This window comes from Brevibacillus borstelensis (genome assembly GCF_003710865.1).
Classification (GTDB): domain Bacteria; phylum Bacillota; class Bacilli; order Brevibacillales; family Brevibacillaceae; genus Brevibacillus; species Brevibacillus borstelensis.
Genome location: NZ_RHHO01000044.1, coordinates 12,123 through 30,586, shown reverse-complemented (window position 1 = coordinate 30,586; position 18,464 = coordinate 12,123). Strand labels below are relative to the sequence as shown.

The window sequence follows — 18,464 nt, the reverse complement described above, 5'->3', positions numbered from 1 at the left end:
ACCGCGACTCTTTCGTCTTTGCTGCGTCAAATAGTATAATGGAAAAATTATCTGCAATGTATCAGAATACCAAGTTTTCGATGTTGCATTGGAGTTTCACTGTGCTATAGTTGAAAACGAATAGAATCTCTATATAGATGTAGAGAAAAGTTGGGAGCGAAGACATGCTATCCTTTTTGAAAAATCTGATGGGAAAAACGCCGACACCGGAAGCAATAAAGGAACATTTGCGTGAGGAATCGGTCCTCTCCGCCCAGGATACGGGACTGTCTTCAGACAAATCGGCAAGCACTGCCAAGAAATCGGCAGTTGGAAGTGGAATTACGAAGCTCTCCTTGCATGAATCATGGGAGAAGAGCTTGAATACTTCGGAAAAGTATGCGTTGTCCTTCATGGCACAGGAACTGCCGCCGATGGAGCCTGGCAAAATATCGCTGGCTGGCATGTCTCTGGTACCTCATGACCAGGGGATTGAGGTAACTGCCTTTTTGCGAAATGGTATGGACCATCCCGTACGTTTACAAGAGATGACGCTCGTTATCCTGTTCGGCGAGGATGAGCTGTTTACCCGCCAGAAGTTTGACTTCTCGGAGATAGGAGAAATACCGGCCCATTCAGCACGGCCATGGTCATTTGTGTTTCTGAGCGAAAACTTCCAGCAAGTAAATGTCTTGTTGAACAACTGGAAAATTGCGTTTGAGCTGGCTCAGAAAAAAATGGTGCTTCCGCAGCAGCTGGAGTTGGAAGAATCCTGGATTCGCGAGCTTTCTGATTCTCAAAAAGAAGCCCTGATCGATCTGGCGAAACGACTGCCGGCTCTGAAAGAAGGTGAGGTCAATATTCAGAGTGTGCAGGTTCGCCGTTCTGAAGAAGGAGCCTTGCATGCGATGTTGCTGATCCGCAATGGTTCCACGCAGTCGCTCTCTTTCGAAAAGCTTCCTTTGGCCCTCTACGATGCCAGCGGACAGACGGTTGCCGTCGGCATGTTTGAACTCGGTGGACTTACTGTACGTTCAAACACAAGCAAACCGTGGATGTTCATCTTCCCAAAAGAGAGCATACTGATAGAAGACCCGGATCTGTCCCGCTGGAGGGTAAGTATCCCGCAGGGAGCGCAGGTGGAGTAAATTCCCGATTTGACCCCGATCGGCCAAAACCTTTATCATAGAAAATAGTCATCGTTCGTGCTTCGGACAGGTGAGGAGGATGTACATGTTATCCTTTTTTAAAAACTTTAAGGACAAAAAGTCAGGACAAGAGGCTCCCCAGGAAGACTTGAAAAAAGAACTCCGGGAAGAATCTGCGCTTGACCTCGATGATTTTGATGATCAGGAAGTAGTCAAGGAGCAATCGGAACAGCAGGATACTCAGCAGGTGCTTGAGAGTAAGGTAAGAACAGAGCTTTCTTTGCATCCGGCGTGGGAAGAACTGCTGGATAACGAAAAAAAGTATACACTCCGTTTCTTGCAGGCGGAGCTGCCTGAGATAGCATTTGGCTCTGTCGGCGTTACCGGGTTTAGCTTGATGCCGCAGCCGACTGGCGGTGTAACTGTTGCTTTCTTTATTCGCAATGGCACACATCTGCCTGTGACTTTTAAACAGATTCAATTGGCCATCTACTTTGATGGCAACCCATTTGCCCGGCAACGTATTGATCTGAGCGAAGTGGGAACCATTCCTCCGTTCACGAGCCGACCTTGGGAAGTTCATTTTCCGCCAGAATCCTATCTGCATGAAGATTTTACATTCAAGAACTGGAAAATCATGATGAAGGCCAACAAAAACCCGTATGTATGGCCGCAAGAGCTTGAATTGGATCCGGAAATGGAAGCTAGAATGACGGACCGCCAGAAAAAGCTCTTGGAGAAACTTACATTTGACATCTCCCCTATAGAGCCGGGTACAGTAGAAATTATCGGGTTTGATATTACAAAGGCAAAGGATGGACGATTGGTCGCCGGAATACTTGTTCGCAACGGGCTCGAGGAAGATTTTCGCCCGAACATCTTGCGAATCAAGATTACTGATTCGGAGGGCGAAGTAGTAGCCTCTGGCGCAATTGACGCCAGCAGAATGCAAGTTCGTCCTAGAACGAGTCGTCCATGGGTACTTGTTTTCCCGGCAGATATGGTGAAAAAGCCAGATGCAAATCTTCAGCAGTGGACGCTGGAGGTTACGTAAAGCAAGGGCAATGGCAATCATTGAAGCTGTCGTATGAGGAGGATACTGCATGAGTTGGTTATTGGAAAACTGGTTTGGCTCCAAGGAGAGCCTGGAGGCGGTGAGAGAAGAAATCCAGGAGAATCTGCACAAGGAGATTTATCTCGGCGTGTCTGGTCTTGATGATCCTGAGCAATCTTCTAACCGTATACCATCGAAGGAGCTGTTTCTCAGCCTTAATGGTCCTTGGGATAACCTCGATGAAGAAGAAGCGGAGCTGCTCCGTTTTGTGCATGATCAGCTCCCGCCAATTATTCGGGATGAGGTCGGGATTTTTCCTTTCTACACACAGGTGACAAGGGATGGTTATCTCGTACTCACTTATATTCGCAACGCGACGGAGCAAAGCATTTTGCTGGACCGACTGCGGCTGGACCTGAAGACACCCGAGGGAAAGGTTGTAGCCAGCAAGGGCTTTGACATGATGACTTTTGGACCGATTGGCGATGAGTCCAGCCGCCCGTGCGAGTTTTTGTTCCGCTGGGATGAATTTTCCGATCTGCCGGAGGAGGAGGTCCCGCTTACGCTGGGCTATCAAAGACCGGGGAAACAATCGGGTGAATCTGTAGTAGCAGGAGGAGAATTGGAAATGGATGAAATGGAATACTACCGTCAGCAGCTTGCTGCCAATCCAGTCGAAGAGGGCAAGGTAGACCTGAAGGCATTGGGACTGAAAAAAGGGGAAAACGGCGGTCTTAAAGTAGTTGTACTGTTTCGAAACGGCTTGGACAAACGCCTGGACTTTACCGAAGTTCCGATTGTTGTTCATGATGCAAACGGCGAAGATATCGCCCGTGTCAGCTACACATTGGAAAACATGAAGGTAGATCCAAAGGCTTTCCGCGTAATTGCGTTCCAGATCCCGGCTTCGTCGATCAAGAAACAAGATTTTTCCGTGGAAGAGTGCACGGTCTTTATTCCGAAAGCTTACGAGAAGCAGAAGGAATCCAAAGTGTATGATGCAACCAAGTCAACCAAGTCAAACGGATTTCTGCAGTAAGAACCCTCCCCTTTTCGCATCGCGAAAAGGGGTTTTTCTATCGCATCCGATTTCCAGTGATTCCCTGAATAGGGTTGCGTTTCACACTATCGTTCCGCTATGCTAAATGAATAGAATAGGCTACAAGGGAGCGGGCTTTTTTGTAAAAACAAGCTCAAACACCTGTATTCCTTTTTCGGTTGAGAAAAGGGAGGAAGGACTGTAGTTACATGAGGAAATTTATTTTAACAGTTTTCGCTGTCTCAGTAGGGTTAATGGCTGCATTTGGGGGAAGCCAGAGGGCGAAGGCTGCCATTACCAATGACGAATATATCAACAATCAGACTCATTTGAGGCAAATCAAAGCTGATCAGGCCTGGAGAAAAGTTACTGGGAGCACAGTTACTATTGCCGTCCTTGATACGGGAGTAGACCATAACCATCCCGATTTGAAAGGAAACATCCTTCCGGGAATCAACCTGGTTGAGCCGGGGAAATCTGCCCAGGATGACAGCCAAAACGGACATGGTACCGCTGTTACTGGCATATTGGCGGCCAGAGGGAATAACGGCATCGGAGTCTCGGGGGTTTTAAGGCATGCAAGGGTTTTGCCTATCAAGGTCTTGAACAAGTACGGCGAGACAGATGTAGAGCTGCTTGCAAAAGGAATTAACGTCGCGATTGATCGAGGAGCCAAAATCATTCTGATGTCCGTGAGTAGTCTCTCCTATTCAAAGTCGTTGACGGCCGCCATCCAGCGAGCAGAAGCTAGTGGAGTAGTTGTAGTGGCCGCCAGCGGAAACGAAGCGAACCGGGTTGCCTATCCGGCTGCTTATCCAACCGTAATTGCAGTTGGAGCTGTAAAAGGAAACCTGAAGCCGCTCTATGATTCAAACACAGGGCCGGAGTTGAATCTCGTCGCTCCGGGTTTTAATATCTACACGACCAAGCCCAAGGGGAAATACGGAGCATTTAGCGGCACGTCAGCCGCAGCTCCTCAGGTAGCGGGCGCTGCGGCATTGGTGCTGGAGCGCAATCCGAATATGACGCCGCTGGATGTACGCCAGCTCTTGTACCAGACGGCTGAGGATCTCGGTGAGAAAGGGTGGGACCGGCAAACAGGATATGGACTGGTCGATGTCAATCGAGCCATTACCGAAAAGCTGTCTATGGATTTTCATGAACCAAATAATACTCGGAGTCAGGCCAAGGCTTTTCCGATTGAATCACAGCTGAGGGCGAGTTTGTCCGAGTCCGACAAAATGGACTGGTATTTCATGGATATTCCCTATGACGGAAAAGTCACACTGGTCTCAACCGTCACTTCAACGAATACAACTGCGCTGGCTGCTACTTTCTTCCCTGAAAATCGCGAAGCTTCTACCTATTACATAGGGAACGGAGACACGCTGACTGTACCGGTGAAAGCTGGTAGAATGTACATCAGGATGGAGCGAAGCTTCGGTGTGAAGGGCTTTACCTATCTGTTGACCAGCCGGTTTACGATCAATCCGGACAAGTATGAGCGCAACAATACAATGGATACGGCCCGCCCGCTGGTAGGCAACCAAATTTCCGTAATCGGGAACTTCCATGAAGAGGGCGACGAGGACTGGTTTTCTTACTATGTCCGCGAATACGGCCGGCTAAACGTAACAGTCACTGCCGATACCAAGCGGATCGACCTGAACATGAAGATCGGCAAAGAGGGACAAGCCTTTGAAGAATTTGACAAAGGCGACCGGAATGACCCGACCGAGCGCGCCCAAAAGGAAGTATCGCCGGGCAAATACTACATCAGGCTGACCGAGTACTGGCGAAATCAGGTGAACGGCGAGTACAAGCTGGACGTGTCCTATACGCCGATTCGGAAGGATACCAATGAGCCCAACGATACATATCGCCAGGCGTCACCTTTGGCCAACGGAACGCTGATGACAGGAACCTTGCCTACTCATACCGATCAGGACTGGTTCCAATTTACGGTCGATTCCGAATCCTACGTCAGCATACGCGCTCCGTTCGTTCCCGTATCGACAGGGATGCGGCTGGAGCTGTACGGTTCGGATACATTGAACTACTCGCTCTTTGCCACAAACGACGTAGCGCAGCTGTCCGATCTGGGCAAAGAGGTGCTTGGCATGAAGCTGAAGCCGGGCAAGTATTATATCCGTCTGACAACTACATTGCCGTTTAAATACGATTCGTACCGGCTGACTTTGACCAAGCAGCCTTTGATCGCGGGTTATCGTGATATTTCCACGCACTGGGCCCGCAACGAGATCGCCAGACTCAGCACGAAGGGAGTCGTCAAAGGCTTTGATGATTCGACCTTCAAGCCTGACCAGTCGGTGACTCGAGGCCAGTTTGCGACGATGCTGATCCAGTCCATGCGGGCCAAAGGGATGAATATCGTTACGTATACAGGCAGAAATCCGTTCAAGGATCTTTCTAAAAATCACTGGGCCTATGGCAATCTGCTGACTGCCCACCAGCTCGGCATCATCAGCGGCTATCCAAACAGCACCATGCTGCCGGATCAATCGATCACACGGGCAGAAATGGCACTGATGGTAGCCAGAGCAAATAATCTCGTGCTCTATAATCGCAGCAGGTCATCGTTTACCGACGTGCCGACAAGTCACTGGGCGTCTCCCGCCATTGAGGCGCTGACGGCGAAAAAGTGGATAAGCGGTTACGGACGGACGTTCAAGCCGCAGGGAAGAGCTACACGTGCAGAGGTGGTCGTCCTGCTGGCGAAGGCTTACAGTTTGTAACTCTATGGAAAAGGAGAGAACATAAATGAAAAAAGCAACCAAGGGAATCCTCGCCATAGCAATTGTCGGGATGGGGGTCTTTGCTTCGCAGGCGATGGCAGACGGTGTTTCCGGTGTCCCGGGCTCAGCGGATGATCCGGTCGTCACCAAAAGCTATGTGGATCAGCAAATTCAAAAAGCTCTTGGCGGAGGGGCAGGCACAGGCGGTGCATCCGTCTCGACGGGGTTGACAGTGGTTGAGCTGCACCCGGGGCAGACGCTGTACGGTTTTGAGGGTACGGAATTTATCGTCCGTACGGGAAAAGTACAAGCAGTAGCCGGCGATAAAGGCGATGGCTTGACAGATATTACCGAGGGCAAGGACCTGCGAGCGGGAGCCCAGGTGGCTGCCAATCATCTGCTCTTGATCGCCCGTTCGGACAATCGCGGATTGCGCTTGAATGCAAACTACAATGGTGTCGCGCACATTATGGTTCGCGGCAAATACGAATTGCGCTAAGCGCTTATTGACACCGGCTATAAAAACGATTATTCTATTATCCGTAATGGATACTCTTATCCAGAGCAGGCGGAGGGACTGGCCCCATGAAGCCCGGCAACCGACTCGAGCGGTGCTAACCAGCAGAACGGATACCTGTTCTGGCCGATAAGAGGGTAGGGAACGCAAACACCAAGCACCTTTTCCTCTAAAACAGGAAAAGGTTTTTTTTTGCTTGTGCCTTCGTCTAATAAGAACCTGTTTCGGCTACCACACTATTTGTATGAGGTCAAAGGAGGTAGTACACATGTCTTTGCAAAAAGGTCGTCGTCTGTTTACTTCTGAATCCGTCACCGAAGGTCATCCGGATAAGATTTGTGACCAAATTTCCGACTCTATCCTGGACGCCATTTTGTCCAAGGATCCAAATGCTCGCGTAGCATGCGAAACTTCCGTTACCACTGGTCTGGTACTCGTGGCAGGGGAAATCACCACGAACACGTACGTGGATATTCAAAAGCTCGTCCGTGACACCATCCGTGAAATCGGATATGATCGCGCTAAGTTTGGTTTCGATGCCGACACTTGCGGCGTTCTGACCGCTATCGGCGAGCAGTCTGCCGATATCGCCCTCGGTGTAGACCAGGCGCTGGAAGCCCGCGAAGGGAAAATGACTGATGCTGAGATTGAAGCGATTGGTGCCGGCGACCAAGGTCTGATGTTTGGTTTCGCCTGCAACGAGACTCCTGAACTGATGCCTTTGCCGATCAGCATGGCTCACCAGCTGGCTCGCCGTCTGACCGAAGTGCGTAAAAACGGCACTTTGAGCTACCTGCGCCCAGACGGTAAAACACAGGTGACTGTAGAATACGACGGCGATAAGCCGGTTCGTATTGATACGATTGTTATTTCTACCCAGCACGCTCCGGAAACCACTCTGGAACAAATCAAGAACGACCTGATGGAGCACGTGATCAAGCCTGTCGTGCCAACAGAGCTTCTGGATGCCGAGACCAAATACTTCATCAACCCGACTGGCCGTTTTGTTATTGGCGGACCACAAGGGGATGCCGGTTTGACAGGCCGCAAAATTATCGTCGACACCTATGGCGGATACGCTCGTCACGGCGGTGGTGCTTTCTCCGGAAAAGACCCGACAAAAGTGGACCGCTCCGGCGCATATGCAGCCCGCTATGTAGCGAAGAACATCGTCGCTGCCGGCTTGGCTGAAAAATGCGAAGTACAAGTGGCCTATGCAATTGGTGTCGCACAGCCAGTGTCCATCAGCGTAGATACATTTGGGACCGGCAAGATTGCCGAGGACCAATTGGTAACACTAATCCGCAAGCATTTTGATCTTCGTCCTGCAGGTATCATCAAGCAGCTTGACCTGCGTCGTCCTATCTACAAGCAGACAGCGGCATACGGCCATTTTGGCCGCAACGATCTGAATGTGCCGTGGGAGCGTACAGATAAGGCAGAAGCGCTCAAGCAGGATGCAGCAGGGCTGTCCAAGTAAAGACCAAGCGCGAGAGCCTAGTGATACACACTAGGCTCTTTTTCTGTCATTGAAAACGGATTTCCTCTATATTTTTAAGAAGACTAGGCCTTAAGACTTGCGGCAAACTGCTGGAATTCAGTTCATAAAGGAATCCGTTCGTATATGTCGAAATTCCTATATAGGCATAAAGGAGGGAGTTTTTTGTGCCGAAGAGGTGGCCCTTCTTTCTCGTATTTTTCATTGCGCTAGGGCTCGTTGTGACTGCCGGACTGCCCGATACTGCCTCTTTTTTTAAAGAGGAGGCTCCAAAAGTGCAACCTTTCCCCCATGTCACTACGTCTATAAGCACAAGCGAGGAGCAATCGGCTGCACCACAGACAGAAAAAAAACGGGAAGAAGCAGCGTCCTCCAAGCTCTGGTATAGAGATCGGGTAGTCGTATTGACGTACCATCATGTGACCGACGATTCTGACCAGCGCTATGTTATTGGGGCGGAGCAGTTTAGAGAGCATATGACGTTTTTATTCGAGAACAATTTTCATCCGATATCACTGGCGGAATTTGTGCGTTTTGTCGAGACAGGAGTTTTGCCCACTGAGAATGCAGTCTTGCTTACATTTGATGATGGGTATGAAAGTTATTACACACATGCTTTTCCCGTAATGCAGCAGTATCGGTTCCCATCGGTCAACTTTGCCATACTTGGACGATTGCGGGATACCGAGGAGCGAAAGAGAGAAAAAATGACCACGCCGCTATCCCGTCCGCAAGTGAAGGAAATGCTGCAGACCGGGTTGGTGGAGATCGCTTCTCATACATACAGTCTTCACGACGAGAGGGCCCGCAACGAATGGGGAGATCTGGGACCGGAGACAGCACCTGTGTACATGGAGGAGCTCAAACGGCTCGAAGACGAACAAGAATACCGCAATCGCCTTTACGTAGATTTTACGATGTCGCGGGTCGGCTTGAGCGATCTGGTGGGCAAGCAGGTGCAAGCTATTTCCTTGCCGTTTGGATACAGCAATGACATCGTACTGGACATAGCCAAGCAAGCGGGCTACCGATTTGTCTTCAATTCAAATCGAGGTGTGGTAACGGCCCAGGTGAATCCGCTTTCCATCCCCAGATACGATGTCGGGATCAGGGAAATGGATGTGCCCAAGCTGCAGGCGCTGTTCCAGACGGTCAAAAACGAGGTAGAAGGAGATCAATAATGAATCAGGCGATCAGTATTACCATGTTGGATGGTGTGATCAATCGCACGATCGAGACGGTAGAGACGAGCAAATCGCAAATATTCGAGATCGCCGAAAATGCCAGGCAAGAAGGAAATTCCTTAAAACATGATTTGCATGAATTGCGGCAGGAAATAGCGAAAGTGATAAGCAAGGTAGATGAACTGGAGCTCTCCTACCGAAGGGCGCGAGCGCGCCTGGTGTTGGTTAGCCGTAATTTTCAGACATACACAGAGGAAGACATCCGCATCGCTTATGAAGAAGCCAACCGTATTCAGGTAGAATTGTCCATTTACCGGGAACGGGAAGACAATTTGAAAAAGCGGAGAAACGATCTGGAGAGGCAGCTTCGCACGCTGGAGGAAACAATCGAGCGAGCAGAAAAGCTGGTTACGCAGATGGGGGTTGTGCTGGGGTACTTGACCGGCGACCTGAGCAAGGTAGGGGAAGCTCTGGAGGAGGCCAAACAGCATCAGCTGATGGGTCTGAAAGTAATCCAGGCGCAGGAAGAAGAGCGGAAGCGGGTAGCGCGTGAAATCCATGACGGGCCCGCTCAATCCATGGCAAACGTCGTGCTGCGGTCTGAAATTGTCGAAAAGATGCTGAAAAATGAACGCATTCTGGAAGCGCAGATGGAGCTGCACGAATTGAAGGAAATGGTCCGCCTCAGTCTGGCTGACGTCAGACGGATTATCTTTGACCTTCGGCCCATGGCATTGGATGATCTGGGGCTGGTCCCGACGCTGCAGAAGTACATTCAGACGTATGAGGACCGCACGAAAATCTCCGTTGATCTGGTTGTCTTTGGCGTAGAGCAGCCGCTGAAAAGCTCTGTAAAGGCTGCGATGTTTCGACTGGTGCAGGAGTGCTTGAACAATGTTGAAAAGCATTCCGGGGCCAGTATGGTTCAGGTAAAAATTGAATTTCAGGAAAATACGTTGCGCCTAGTGGTCAAGGATGACGGAATCGGCTTTGATCAGGCAGCACAAAAGGCCAAGGGAGGCTCCTACGGGCTGCTCGGCATGAGAGAACGTGCCCAGCTGCTTGAGGGAACGATGGAATTGCAGTCTTCCCCTGGAGAGGGAACAAAGGTCATGTTTCAAATACCAGTCAAATTCTGAAGCAAGAGTGTACAGGGAGGATGAAATATGGAGAAGGTACAGCAAGAAATTCGCATCGTTATTGTGGATGATCACCAACTGTTCCGTGAGGGTGTCAAGCGTATTTTGGAAATGGAAAAGGACTTTCAAGTCGTGGGAGAGGGCGCTGACGGAGAAGAAGCTTTCCGTCTGGCCGAGGACCACAAGCCCGACGTAGTCCTGATGGACATCAACATGCCAAATGTGAGCGGTGTTTCCGCTGCGGAACAAGTTATTTCCGTAAGTCCCGGCACTCGCGTCATCATGCTGTCGATCCACGACGATGAAGGATACGTATATCGTACGCTTCGCTCGGGGGCGTCAGGCTACTTGCTGAAAGAAATGGGCACGAACGATCTCGTCGAAGCGGTGCGTGTCGTCGCTTCGGGTGGAGCATACATACATCCAAAGGTAACCGGCAAGCTGATCGAGGAATTCCGCCGGTTGAGCGAGCAGGAAGGAACGAATGATCGCGGTATAGCCGTGGATGATGCGGAACCAATCGATCCGAAGGTAATTGAGTCGCTCACCCGCCGTGAACGCGAGGTTCTCCAGCTGATGGCGGAAGGGAAGAGCAACCGTGCGATCGGGGAGTTCCTGTTTATTAGTGAAAAGACGGTGAAAAACCACGTCAGCAGCATTTTGCAAAAGCTGAGCGTGCAGGACCGTACGCAAGCTGTAGTTATTTCCATCAAGAATGGCTGGGTAAAACTGTAGAGCAGCTTCTTTTCTGCTTGTGATTTGCCGTTTGGCAGCACCGTGTCCAAGCTATCCCGCATACCTTGATCGTAAGAGGAGGTATGACCGTGATGGAAGAGCTGGTCGTGTGGTTGCTGGCGGCATATGGGTGCTCCTCTTTACTTGTGGGATTGGCGAATTTCTGGATCAGGCGGACGACAAAAGATGTCCCTCCGACTTACGAGCACTATCGATTGCTGCTGTTCAATTCGGGGGATGTGGTGGAGCAAGCTGTCAGGAAGCTTCAATTCCACTCGTATTTGCGAGGAACCCCTATTTGCATTTCGTATCAAGATGATGGATCGGTTGACGATACCATCCGGATCATGACGGTGTTGGAACGGACAGACTACCCGTGCAGGGAAGATCGGGAGGGCGCGTTCGGCGAGCCCGTCATGACCATAGATCTTCGCCAGAAGGGCGAACAGGAGCGCGCGCAATAGCGCGCTTTTTTGCGTTTTCAGAGGGCTCTTGCTTTTCTATGAGAGTTCCAATGGGATTTCCGTAGAGATTTCTTTGCATCCCCTGCAGTCTTTTTGCAAACTGTCCATAACAACAATCGGCGGGGGTTGAGTCTATGCGGGAATACTTGCTCTACATCAAAGTGTCGGGGGGAGCGGCGCAAGCCCATATCACGCCGTGCTTTCAGGTAGATCAGGCATTTTGGCGGGAAAGGGAGGGGGCACAGCTGTATGTGATCGGCAAAAGCAAGTCACTGGCTCTCGCTTTTTCCCTGCGCGGAGAATTGAACAATGCGCTTGGAGATCATGCGTTTACGGAAAAAAGCGTGGACAGCTATCGCGCTCTCGCCTCCGCTCACGTGAGAGAGGCTACTGTATTATACGGCAAGCAGGCAGCAGGCATGACTCCGATTGAAAAGGAATGGTTATCGCTTGAAAGTGTGGGGGGGAGCGGAGAACAAGCAGACACGCTTCCTTTGTCGCCTTCAAGCAAAGATACTTTGGAAGACACCGATGAACTGAAACGCGAATCCGAACGGCTGCTTGCATGGATGAGCGGGCGCGCTCTTTTGTGGGACGAGGTCGGTGTTCTTTTAAACAAAAAGGGATGGGCACCAAGGTCGCTGGAGTACTGCTTTCAGTGGATGATTCTCTCGGGAAAAGCAGAGCGGAGGCCGGGAATTGAGTGGAGAATAAGGAGGAGCTGGCTGCGACATCGCATGCTGTTCACGTGTGCGAGGTGCGGATCGGAGCAAACGATCGTGCTGACGCGCTGCCATTCATGCAGACAGGGGTGTGCCTACTGTACAGAGTGTCTGGATATGGGGCGAAGCAAATGCTGCACACCGTATTTCTGTGTCCCGAGGCAAAAGGCAAGCCAAGCTTATGAAGCTGTAAGTCCCGGAAAACTCTGTGAGCGGACGGTAAATCGTGGTTTCACCGGAGAGCGAATGGCGGGCACAAGCTATGAACGGAGAGCAGCTCTTCTCGACTGGCAAGGCACCTACTCGCCGATGCAAAAGATGGCTGCGGAAAAAGCGCGCCAGTTCGTTGCCTCGGACAGGCCGGGCCTCGGCGAGTTCTTGCTCTGGGCCGTATGCGGAGCGGGCAAGACGGAGCTGCTGTTTCCGTCAGTGGCTGAGACCTTGCGAGCTGGTGGACAGGTATTGATTGCTACTCCGCGAAAAGATGTGGTGCTCGAGCTGGCTCCACGGATCGCGAAAGTCTTTCCAAATGCCCGGGTGATTGCCGTCCACGGTTCCAGTACAGAAAAATGGGAGGACAGCGACATTACGATAGCGACCACCCATCAAGTCATGCGGTTTTATCATCGATTCCCGCTCGTTGTGCTTGACGAAGTGGACGCCTTCCCCTACCACAATAATCCGGTCTTGTACCGCGTCGTATCGCGAGCGGTGCAGCCCGGCGGCAAGATTTTGTACTTGAGCGCGACACCTCCGCGCTACCTGCAAAAGCGCTTGGTGCCCAAGCGAGCTCAATCGCATATGCATTCCCGGACGCATGTTCTTTTGCCGGGCAGGTATCATGGCTCGCCGCTGCCCGTCCCACTCGTTTGTACGGTCAGGGGATTGCATAAACATCTGTCAGCCGGCCGCTCCGTTCAGGCTTTGCTAGAGACGCTGGCTGCGTCGCTGGATGGCGGACGCCAGGTCTTTGTGTTTGTCCCGCGAGTCGACCAGGTGCCCGTTGTTCTCGGTTATTTGCAACGGAGACTGCCGGGATACAGCCAAGCGATGGCAGGAGTCCATGCGGCAGATCCGGAGAGAGAGGAGAAGGTTCGCCTCTTTCGGGCCAAGCAATTGCTGGTAATGGTAACGACGACGATTCTGGAACGAGGGGTGACCATTCCACGCAGCGATGTCATTGTCGTCGGTACGGAAGCTCCTGTCTTTGATGAGGCATCACTCGTGCAAATTGCGGGTCGAGTGGGCAGGTCTAGCGACGCGCCAAGCGGTACAGTGCTTTTTATCGAAGAATACCGGACATCCGCATCCCGAGCGGCGATTCGGCAGATCAATCGGATGAACCAGCTTGCTGCCAGTCTGCAGCAGGCAGGAGGACAGTCATGAGCGGGGCCGCCTGTGTAAGCTGCGGTGGAATCGTTTCGGGACGACGCCGTGAAGAGCTCGTCGGGCGATGGAGTCGCGCTCTGTCACGGCCAGCCACATACCCCCGGATCTATCGGCTGGTCGACAGTCTGCCGTTGTGCAGCAGTTGTCTGGCAGAATGGCAAGTGATTGGCACTCTCATCTGTGAGTGTTGCGGTCGGGATATGGTTAATCAGGTGAGAAACGGGGAAAAGATGTATCAGTCCCCAATAGGAGCTGACTTCAGTCAGCAGGAGAGGAGGGTGTGCAAGGATTGCCTGGCTGTTCAGGAGAAAGGGAATTCTCTTCTGCGAAACAGAGGGCTGCTGCCCTATGACGAGTGTGGAAAGGCAATGCTCAGTCGCTTTAAATACCGCGGAGACGAGCGGATGGCTGCTTTCTTTAGCGCCTTGCTGGCCATTGAATACTATCGCAGCTATCATTCAGCGGGATTCTCCTGCCTGTCGGAAGTGCCTCTGCATGAAAGCAGGCTGTCTGATAGAGGGTTCAATCAGATGGAGCTGGTAGCGGATGGACTTTCAAAACGGATTGGGATACCGTACATTCCCCTGCTCAAACGATCAAAGCAGACGGCCAAGCTCAGTCAGCAGCGCGGCAAGAGAGAGCGGGAGGAGAATATGCGAGGGGCCTTTACCTGTATGTATACAGGCAGCCAAATCGGTGGAATCATCAGAAAACAGGTTCGCGAAGTCTTGATTGTTGACGATATTTATACGACTGGTTCCACATTGCGAGCGTGTGCTGCAGCGATTCGGGAAGCGCTGGGTCATACCTGTCAGGTGTCTGCTCTTACCTGCTTTCGATAACCCTGTAATGTATTTGTCCTTTTTGGAACAATCAGCGTTTCTTCTTGTACATTCGCCATTTTTCGATATGATGGTAGTACATCCAGTTTTTATCACGAATGAGACTCGGATCGGTTAAAGGAGTTGTCTTTATGTCTCTGGGCAAACTTTCCAACTGTTCGCGCTGCGATGCCCTGTTTGTACAGACTGTCCGTGATATTTGTCCCAAATGCTATCAGGCAGTGGAAAAGGAATACGAAGAGTGTGCCAGGTTTTTGCGGAAACGAGAAAATCGGGGAGCCAACATTCATCAGGTAAGCGAGGCAACAGGTGTCAGTGTCAAACAGATTACCAAATTTATCAAAGAAGGGCGCATCTCCATCGAGGGAAGCCCCAATCTTGGCTATCCTTGCGAAAGCTGCGGGTTCTTGATCCGCAGTGGAAACCTCTGCGATTCTTGTGTTCGCAGTCTGCAGCACGATATTACCCAGCAAAGTGAAGTAGACCGCAGATTGGAAGAGGAAAGACGGGAGAAACTCGCACAGGCCGCTTATCGAAGAAGGGCGAAACCTGGCGAATAGTTTTCGCGAAAAAACCTAATCGACCAAAGGGAAATTGCCGATGATACTACTAAGAGACAGTATCGTCGGTTTTCTTTTTTTCGTTCTCCCTATAGATGAAACGGCAGCGATGCGGAGACGAATGGATTGCCAAGTTTTTTCGGTTTGAGAGGATGGGTAATAGATGCGAATTAACGAACCTAATCGCACAGGCATGATCAATGCATACAACAACACGGGAAAGGCTCCGGCGGCCAAAAACGGGCGTATCCCGATGGGCAAGGACGAGGTCAACATTTCGAATGAAGCGCTGGAAATGTTGAAACAGGTGGAAGACCCCCAGTCTCCTGAACGGAGAGAAAAGGTAAACAACCTGAAGAAGCAGGTGGAAGAGGGAACGTACAAGGTCCCAAGCGACAAGATCGCAGAGAAGTTCCTCTCCTTCTGGCGCAAGCTGTAGGGCTGAGGAGATCAACGGAGTGGAGGGAGCAGCATGGCGAAATGGAGCAACCTCTACGAGCTGCTCGACAACTTGATCGAGCTGCATAAGGCGTTGCAGACGTTGGCGGTGCAAAAAAAGGAAGTCTTAATCAAAGGCGACGTGGATCAACTGCTGGCCATTGCCACTCAGGAGAAAAAGCTGATCAAAGCCGTGAGTGCGGCCGAGGACACGCGCCAATCTCTCGTTGCCCAAATGTTTGCCGAGCAAGGCATTCACCGCGACAACGGCACCCTGGCGGAATTGATCAAGCTGACGACCAGCCCGGAAGAGAAGGCCCGCTTGATGAAGGCTCGGGATGAGTTGACACGGATTGTTTCCGAACTGCGAAAAGCGAACGAATTGAATCAGCAGCTGCTGGAGCAGTCTCTTTCATTTGTAACTATGACCCTGGATCTGCTTACGGACTCGCCGGAGGATGACTTTATCTACGGCAGGACAGCAAGGGCGGATGGGTATCGAAACCATGCACGGACGTTTTTTAACAAAAAAGCATGAGGAAAATAAAGTAAAGAGGTGCCGATATGCGCTCTACCTTTCACGGAATAGAAGTAAGCAAGCGCGGATTGTTCGCGCAGCAATCTGCCCTGAATACGACGGGACACAACATCTCAAACGCGAATACGGAAGGATATACGCGTCAGAGAGCCAATATGCAGGCGACAACGGGGCTGCCGTACCCTGGCATGATGGCAACGATCGAACCCGGCCTGCTGGGAACAGGGGTTAATGTCGTAAGCTTGCAACGATTGCGGGAAGATTTTCTTGATGCGCAATTCAGAAATGAGCACAAGCGTCAAGGCTACTGGGACGGCCGCCTGGAAACGTTGGAAAAGCTGGAAGGTATTATGAACGAGCCATCCGATACCGGACTTCAAAAGGTAATGGACCAGATGTGGCAGGCATGGCAGGATCTTGCCAAAGACCCGACCAACACGTCGGCACGAGCTGTCGTCAGGGAGCGGTCGAAGGCGGTTGCCGATACGTTTAACAGTCTGTATAAGCATCTGGAGGAAGTGCAGAGGGATCTTAATAACGTGGTAGGCGTTAAGGCTATGGAGATCAACTCCCTCGGACAGCAGATTGCCAGTCTGAACCGGCAAATCGGAGATATCGTACCGCATGGCTATACGCCGAATGACCTTTACGACCAACGGGATGTTCTGCTCGACAAGCTGTCCAAGCTGGTCGAAGTGAAAGTGACGCCGGCTGCCAACGGGATGGTAAACGTTACGATCGAGAACCGAAACTTCGTGAACGGCATCCAGTCCCTGCCGGTAGCGACACAACAGAATGCCGACGGGATGCTCGATATGACGCTGGAGGGCGGCGTATTTGTGCCAACGACAGGGTATATGGCTGGCGTGTACGAGTCCCGGAATCAAATCGTTCCCAATCTCATGCACCGTTTGGACGTACTGGCGATCAACCTGACCAAAGAAATTAACGATGTCCATCGAACAGGCGTCAGTTTAAACGATATGAAAAACGGGGGACCGCAAGACTTGCCGTTTTTTGTAGATGCATCCACTCCGGCAGGAGGAAAGGACTATCCAAAAGGGGCGGGGACGATCACCATTAATCCGGCGATCCTGGCGAGCCTGGATGCGATTGCAGCCGCACAGCCGGAAACCGGCGGAAATGCAGCCGGAAACAACAAAAACGCTCTCGCAATCGCGGCAATCAAGTTCAAGGTGCTCCAACCCGGTCCAGGACCCAATGATTTGAAGGAAAGCTCTTCTTTAGACGACTATTACCGTTATACAATCGGCCAGTTGGGCATCGACGCCCAAGAGGCGGTGCGGAATCAACAAAATGCGGAGATGATTGTGGGAACGATTGACAACCAGCGCCAATCCGTATCCGGAGTATCCATCGACGATGAAATGGCCGAATTGGTGAAATACCAGCACGCTTACACCGCTTCCGCACGTGTCATGACAAGCATGGATGAGATTTTGGATAAAGTGATCAACGGTATGGGTCGAGTGGGCTTGTGATTTTTACAGCTTAATTGAAATGAGGGAATGAACATGGCCTTGCGTGTCACGCAAAACATGCTGAACAGCAACATGCTCCGCAATTTGCATAAATCGATGCTGAATATGGACAAGATGCAGCAACAGCTTGCATCCGGAAGGAAGATCAACCTCCCATCCGATGACCCTGTAGTGGCGACCAGGGGAATGTTCTATCGTTCTTCCCAAATGGAAAATGATCAGTATAAGCGCAATGCCAGTGAGGCAATGTCCTGGATGGATTTGACTGACAAGACGCTGGATGAAGTGGGAAACGTCATGAAGCGTGTCAGCGAGCTGCTTGTGTATTCAGGGAACGGAGCCACTTCGCCGGATGATTTGAAGACCATGGGAGCGGAAATAGCGGAGCTGAAAAAGCATCTGGGGACGCTTGCAAACCAAACGATCAACGGCAAGTACATCTTTGCCGGTACCGAAACAGACAAAGCCCCGTACGATGAAAATGCAAATGGCGGAAAAGGGGATTTTATCAACAAAAACAGCTCGGAAGTGCTTCTCGAATTAAGTCAGAATGTATTTGCTGCTGCCAATATCAATGCCCAAAAGATATTCAATTATCCGGATAATGCGGGGAACATGTTTAAAGTATTGGACAATATAATCGAAGAGTTGAACAATGGAAGGTCAGCAGCCCAATTCCAGGACGAAATCTCCCAGCAATACGACAATCTGCTGGCGGAACGAGCAACACTCGGAGCGCGTGTCAATCGCATCGAATTGATTGGAGAGCGCCTGAACGTACAGGAAGTTAACATTAAAGAATTAATGTCCAAAAACGAGGATGCAGACATCGCCGAGGTCATCACCAACCTGAAAACACAGGAAGGCGTACACCGATCTGCCTTGGGGGCTGGTGCACGGATCATCCAGCCGACATTGTTGGACTTCCTGCGTTGACCTGAGTGAAGGGAGGTTGGAAGG

Annotated in this window: 17 protein-coding genes and 1 riboswitch; all 17 genes read left to right on the top strand. The window is 51.1% G+C overall.

All coding sequences use genetic code 11. The annotated features are described in order from the left end of the window. Nucleotides 1-164: 164 nt before the first annotated feature. The 17 genes from EDM54_RS21355 to flgL all read left to right on the top strand — a co-directional run bounded on the left by EDM54_RS21355 (nt 165) and on the right by flgL (nt 18,440). Complete coding sequence (locus EDM54_RS21355; protein ID WP_003388350.1) at nt 165-1,127, top strand: accessory Sec system S-layer assembly protein; 963 nt, start codon at nt 165-167, stop codon at nt 1,125-1,127. 85 nt (nt 1,128-1,212) lie between these two features. Next, on the top strand, nt 1,213-2,181 hold the full coding sequence (locus tag EDM54_RS21350; protein WP_003388348.1) for an SLAP domain-containing protein: 969 nt from the start codon (nt 1,213-1,215) through the stop codon (nt 2,179-2,181). A gap of 49 nt (nt 2,182-2,230) precedes the next feature. After that, nucleotides 2,231-3,220 (top strand): SLAP domain-containing protein, encoded by a 990-nt coding sequence (locus EDM54_RS21345; RefSeq protein WP_003388346.1) that lies wholly within the window; start codon nt 2,231-2,233, stop codon nt 3,218-3,220. 209 nt (nt 3,221-3,429) lie between these two features. After that, a complete protein-coding gene (locus tag EDM54_RS21340; RefSeq protein WP_122958760.1) occupies nt 3,430-5,976 on the top strand; it encodes a S8 family peptidase in 2,547 nt (848 codons plus the stop codon). Nucleotides 5,977-6,001: 25 nt separating this feature from the next. Then, nucleotides 6,002-6,475: a hypothetical protein gene (locus EDM54_RS21335; protein ID WP_003388342.1), complete on the top strand. Its 474-nt coding sequence runs from the start codon at nt 6,002-6,004 to the stop codon at nt 6,473-6,475. 53 nt (nt 6,476-6,528) lie between these two features. Next, nucleotides 6,529-6,629, top strand: a riboswitch (SAM riboswitch). A 138-nt stretch (nt 6,630-6,767) separates the two neighbouring features. Then, nucleotides 6,768-7,973: a methionine adenosyltransferase gene (metK, locus tag EDM54_RS21330; RefSeq protein WP_003388340.1), complete on the top strand. Its 1,206-nt coding sequence runs from the start codon at nt 6,768-6,770 to the stop codon at nt 7,971-7,973. Nucleotides 7,974-8,158: 185 nt separating this feature from the next. Then, entirely contained in the window at nt 8,159-9,172 is a 1,014-nt protein-coding gene (locus EDM54_RS21325; RefSeq protein WP_122958759.1) for a polysaccharide deacetylase family protein, read from the top strand. Then, nucleotides 9,172-10,314: a sensor histidine kinase gene (locus EDM54_RS21320; protein WP_003388338.1), complete on the top strand. Its 1,143-nt coding sequence runs from the start codon at nt 9,172-9,174 to the stop codon at nt 10,312-10,314. The genes EDM54_RS21325 and EDM54_RS21320 overlap by 1 nt, the downstream gene beginning before the upstream one ends. Nucleotides 10,315-10,341: 27 nt before the next feature. Further along, nucleotides 10,342-11,049, top strand: coding sequence for a response regulator (locus EDM54_RS21315; RefSeq protein WP_003388337.1), 708 nt, complete (start codon nt 10,342-10,344; stop codon nt 11,047-11,049). Nucleotides 11,050-11,141: 92 nt separating this feature from the next. Then, nucleotides 11,142-11,513 carry a hypothetical protein gene (locus EDM54_RS21310; RefSeq protein ID WP_003388336.1) on the top strand — a complete coding sequence of 124 codons (372 nt, stop codon included), beginning with the start codon at nt 11,142-11,144 and terminating at the stop codon, nt 11,511-11,513. Between the two features lie 134 nt (nt 11,514-11,647). Beyond that, complete coding sequence (locus tag EDM54_RS21305; RefSeq protein WP_122958758.1) at nt 11,648-13,621, top strand: ATP-dependent helicase ComFA; 1,974 nt, start codon at nt 11,648-11,650, stop codon at nt 13,619-13,621. After that, complete coding sequence (locus tag EDM54_RS21300; protein ID WP_031932647.1) at nt 13,618-14,466, top strand: ComF family protein; 849 nt, start codon at nt 13,618-13,620, stop codon at nt 14,464-14,466. Before EDM54_RS21305 ends, EDM54_RS21300 begins: the two co-directional genes overlap by 4 nt. 131 nt (nt 14,467-14,597) lie before the next feature. Next, a complete protein-coding gene (locus EDM54_RS21295; protein WP_003388331.1) occupies nt 14,598-15,026 on the top strand; it encodes a TIGR03826 family flagellar region protein in 429 nt (142 codons plus the stop codon). 163 nt (nt 15,027-15,189) lie between these two features. Continuing rightward, entirely contained in the window at nt 15,190-15,465 is a 276-nt protein-coding gene (flgM, locus tag EDM54_RS21290; protein WP_003388330.1) for a flagellar biosynthesis anti-sigma factor FlgM, read from the top strand. Nucleotides 15,466-15,498: 33 nt separating this feature from the next. Next, the gene (locus tag EDM54_RS21285) at nt 15,499-16,002 is read left to right on the top strand and encodes a flagellar protein FlgN (protein WP_122958757.1); all 504 of its coding nucleotides are present in this window, start codon (nt 15,499-15,501) and stop codon (nt 16,000-16,002) included. A 26-nt stretch (nt 16,003-16,028) separates the two neighbouring features. Then, complete coding sequence (flgK, locus tag EDM54_RS21280; RefSeq protein WP_003388328.1) at nt 16,029-17,504, top strand: flagellar hook-associated protein FlgK; 1,476 nt, start codon at nt 16,029-16,031, stop codon at nt 17,502-17,504. A gap of 33 nt (nt 17,505-17,537) precedes the next feature. Then, a complete protein-coding gene (gene flgL / locus EDM54_RS21275) occupies nt 17,538-18,440 on the top strand; it encodes a flagellar hook-associated protein FlgL (protein WP_003388327.1) in 903 nt (300 codons plus the stop codon). The last annotated feature ends 24 nt before the right edge of the window (nt 18,441-18,464 follow it).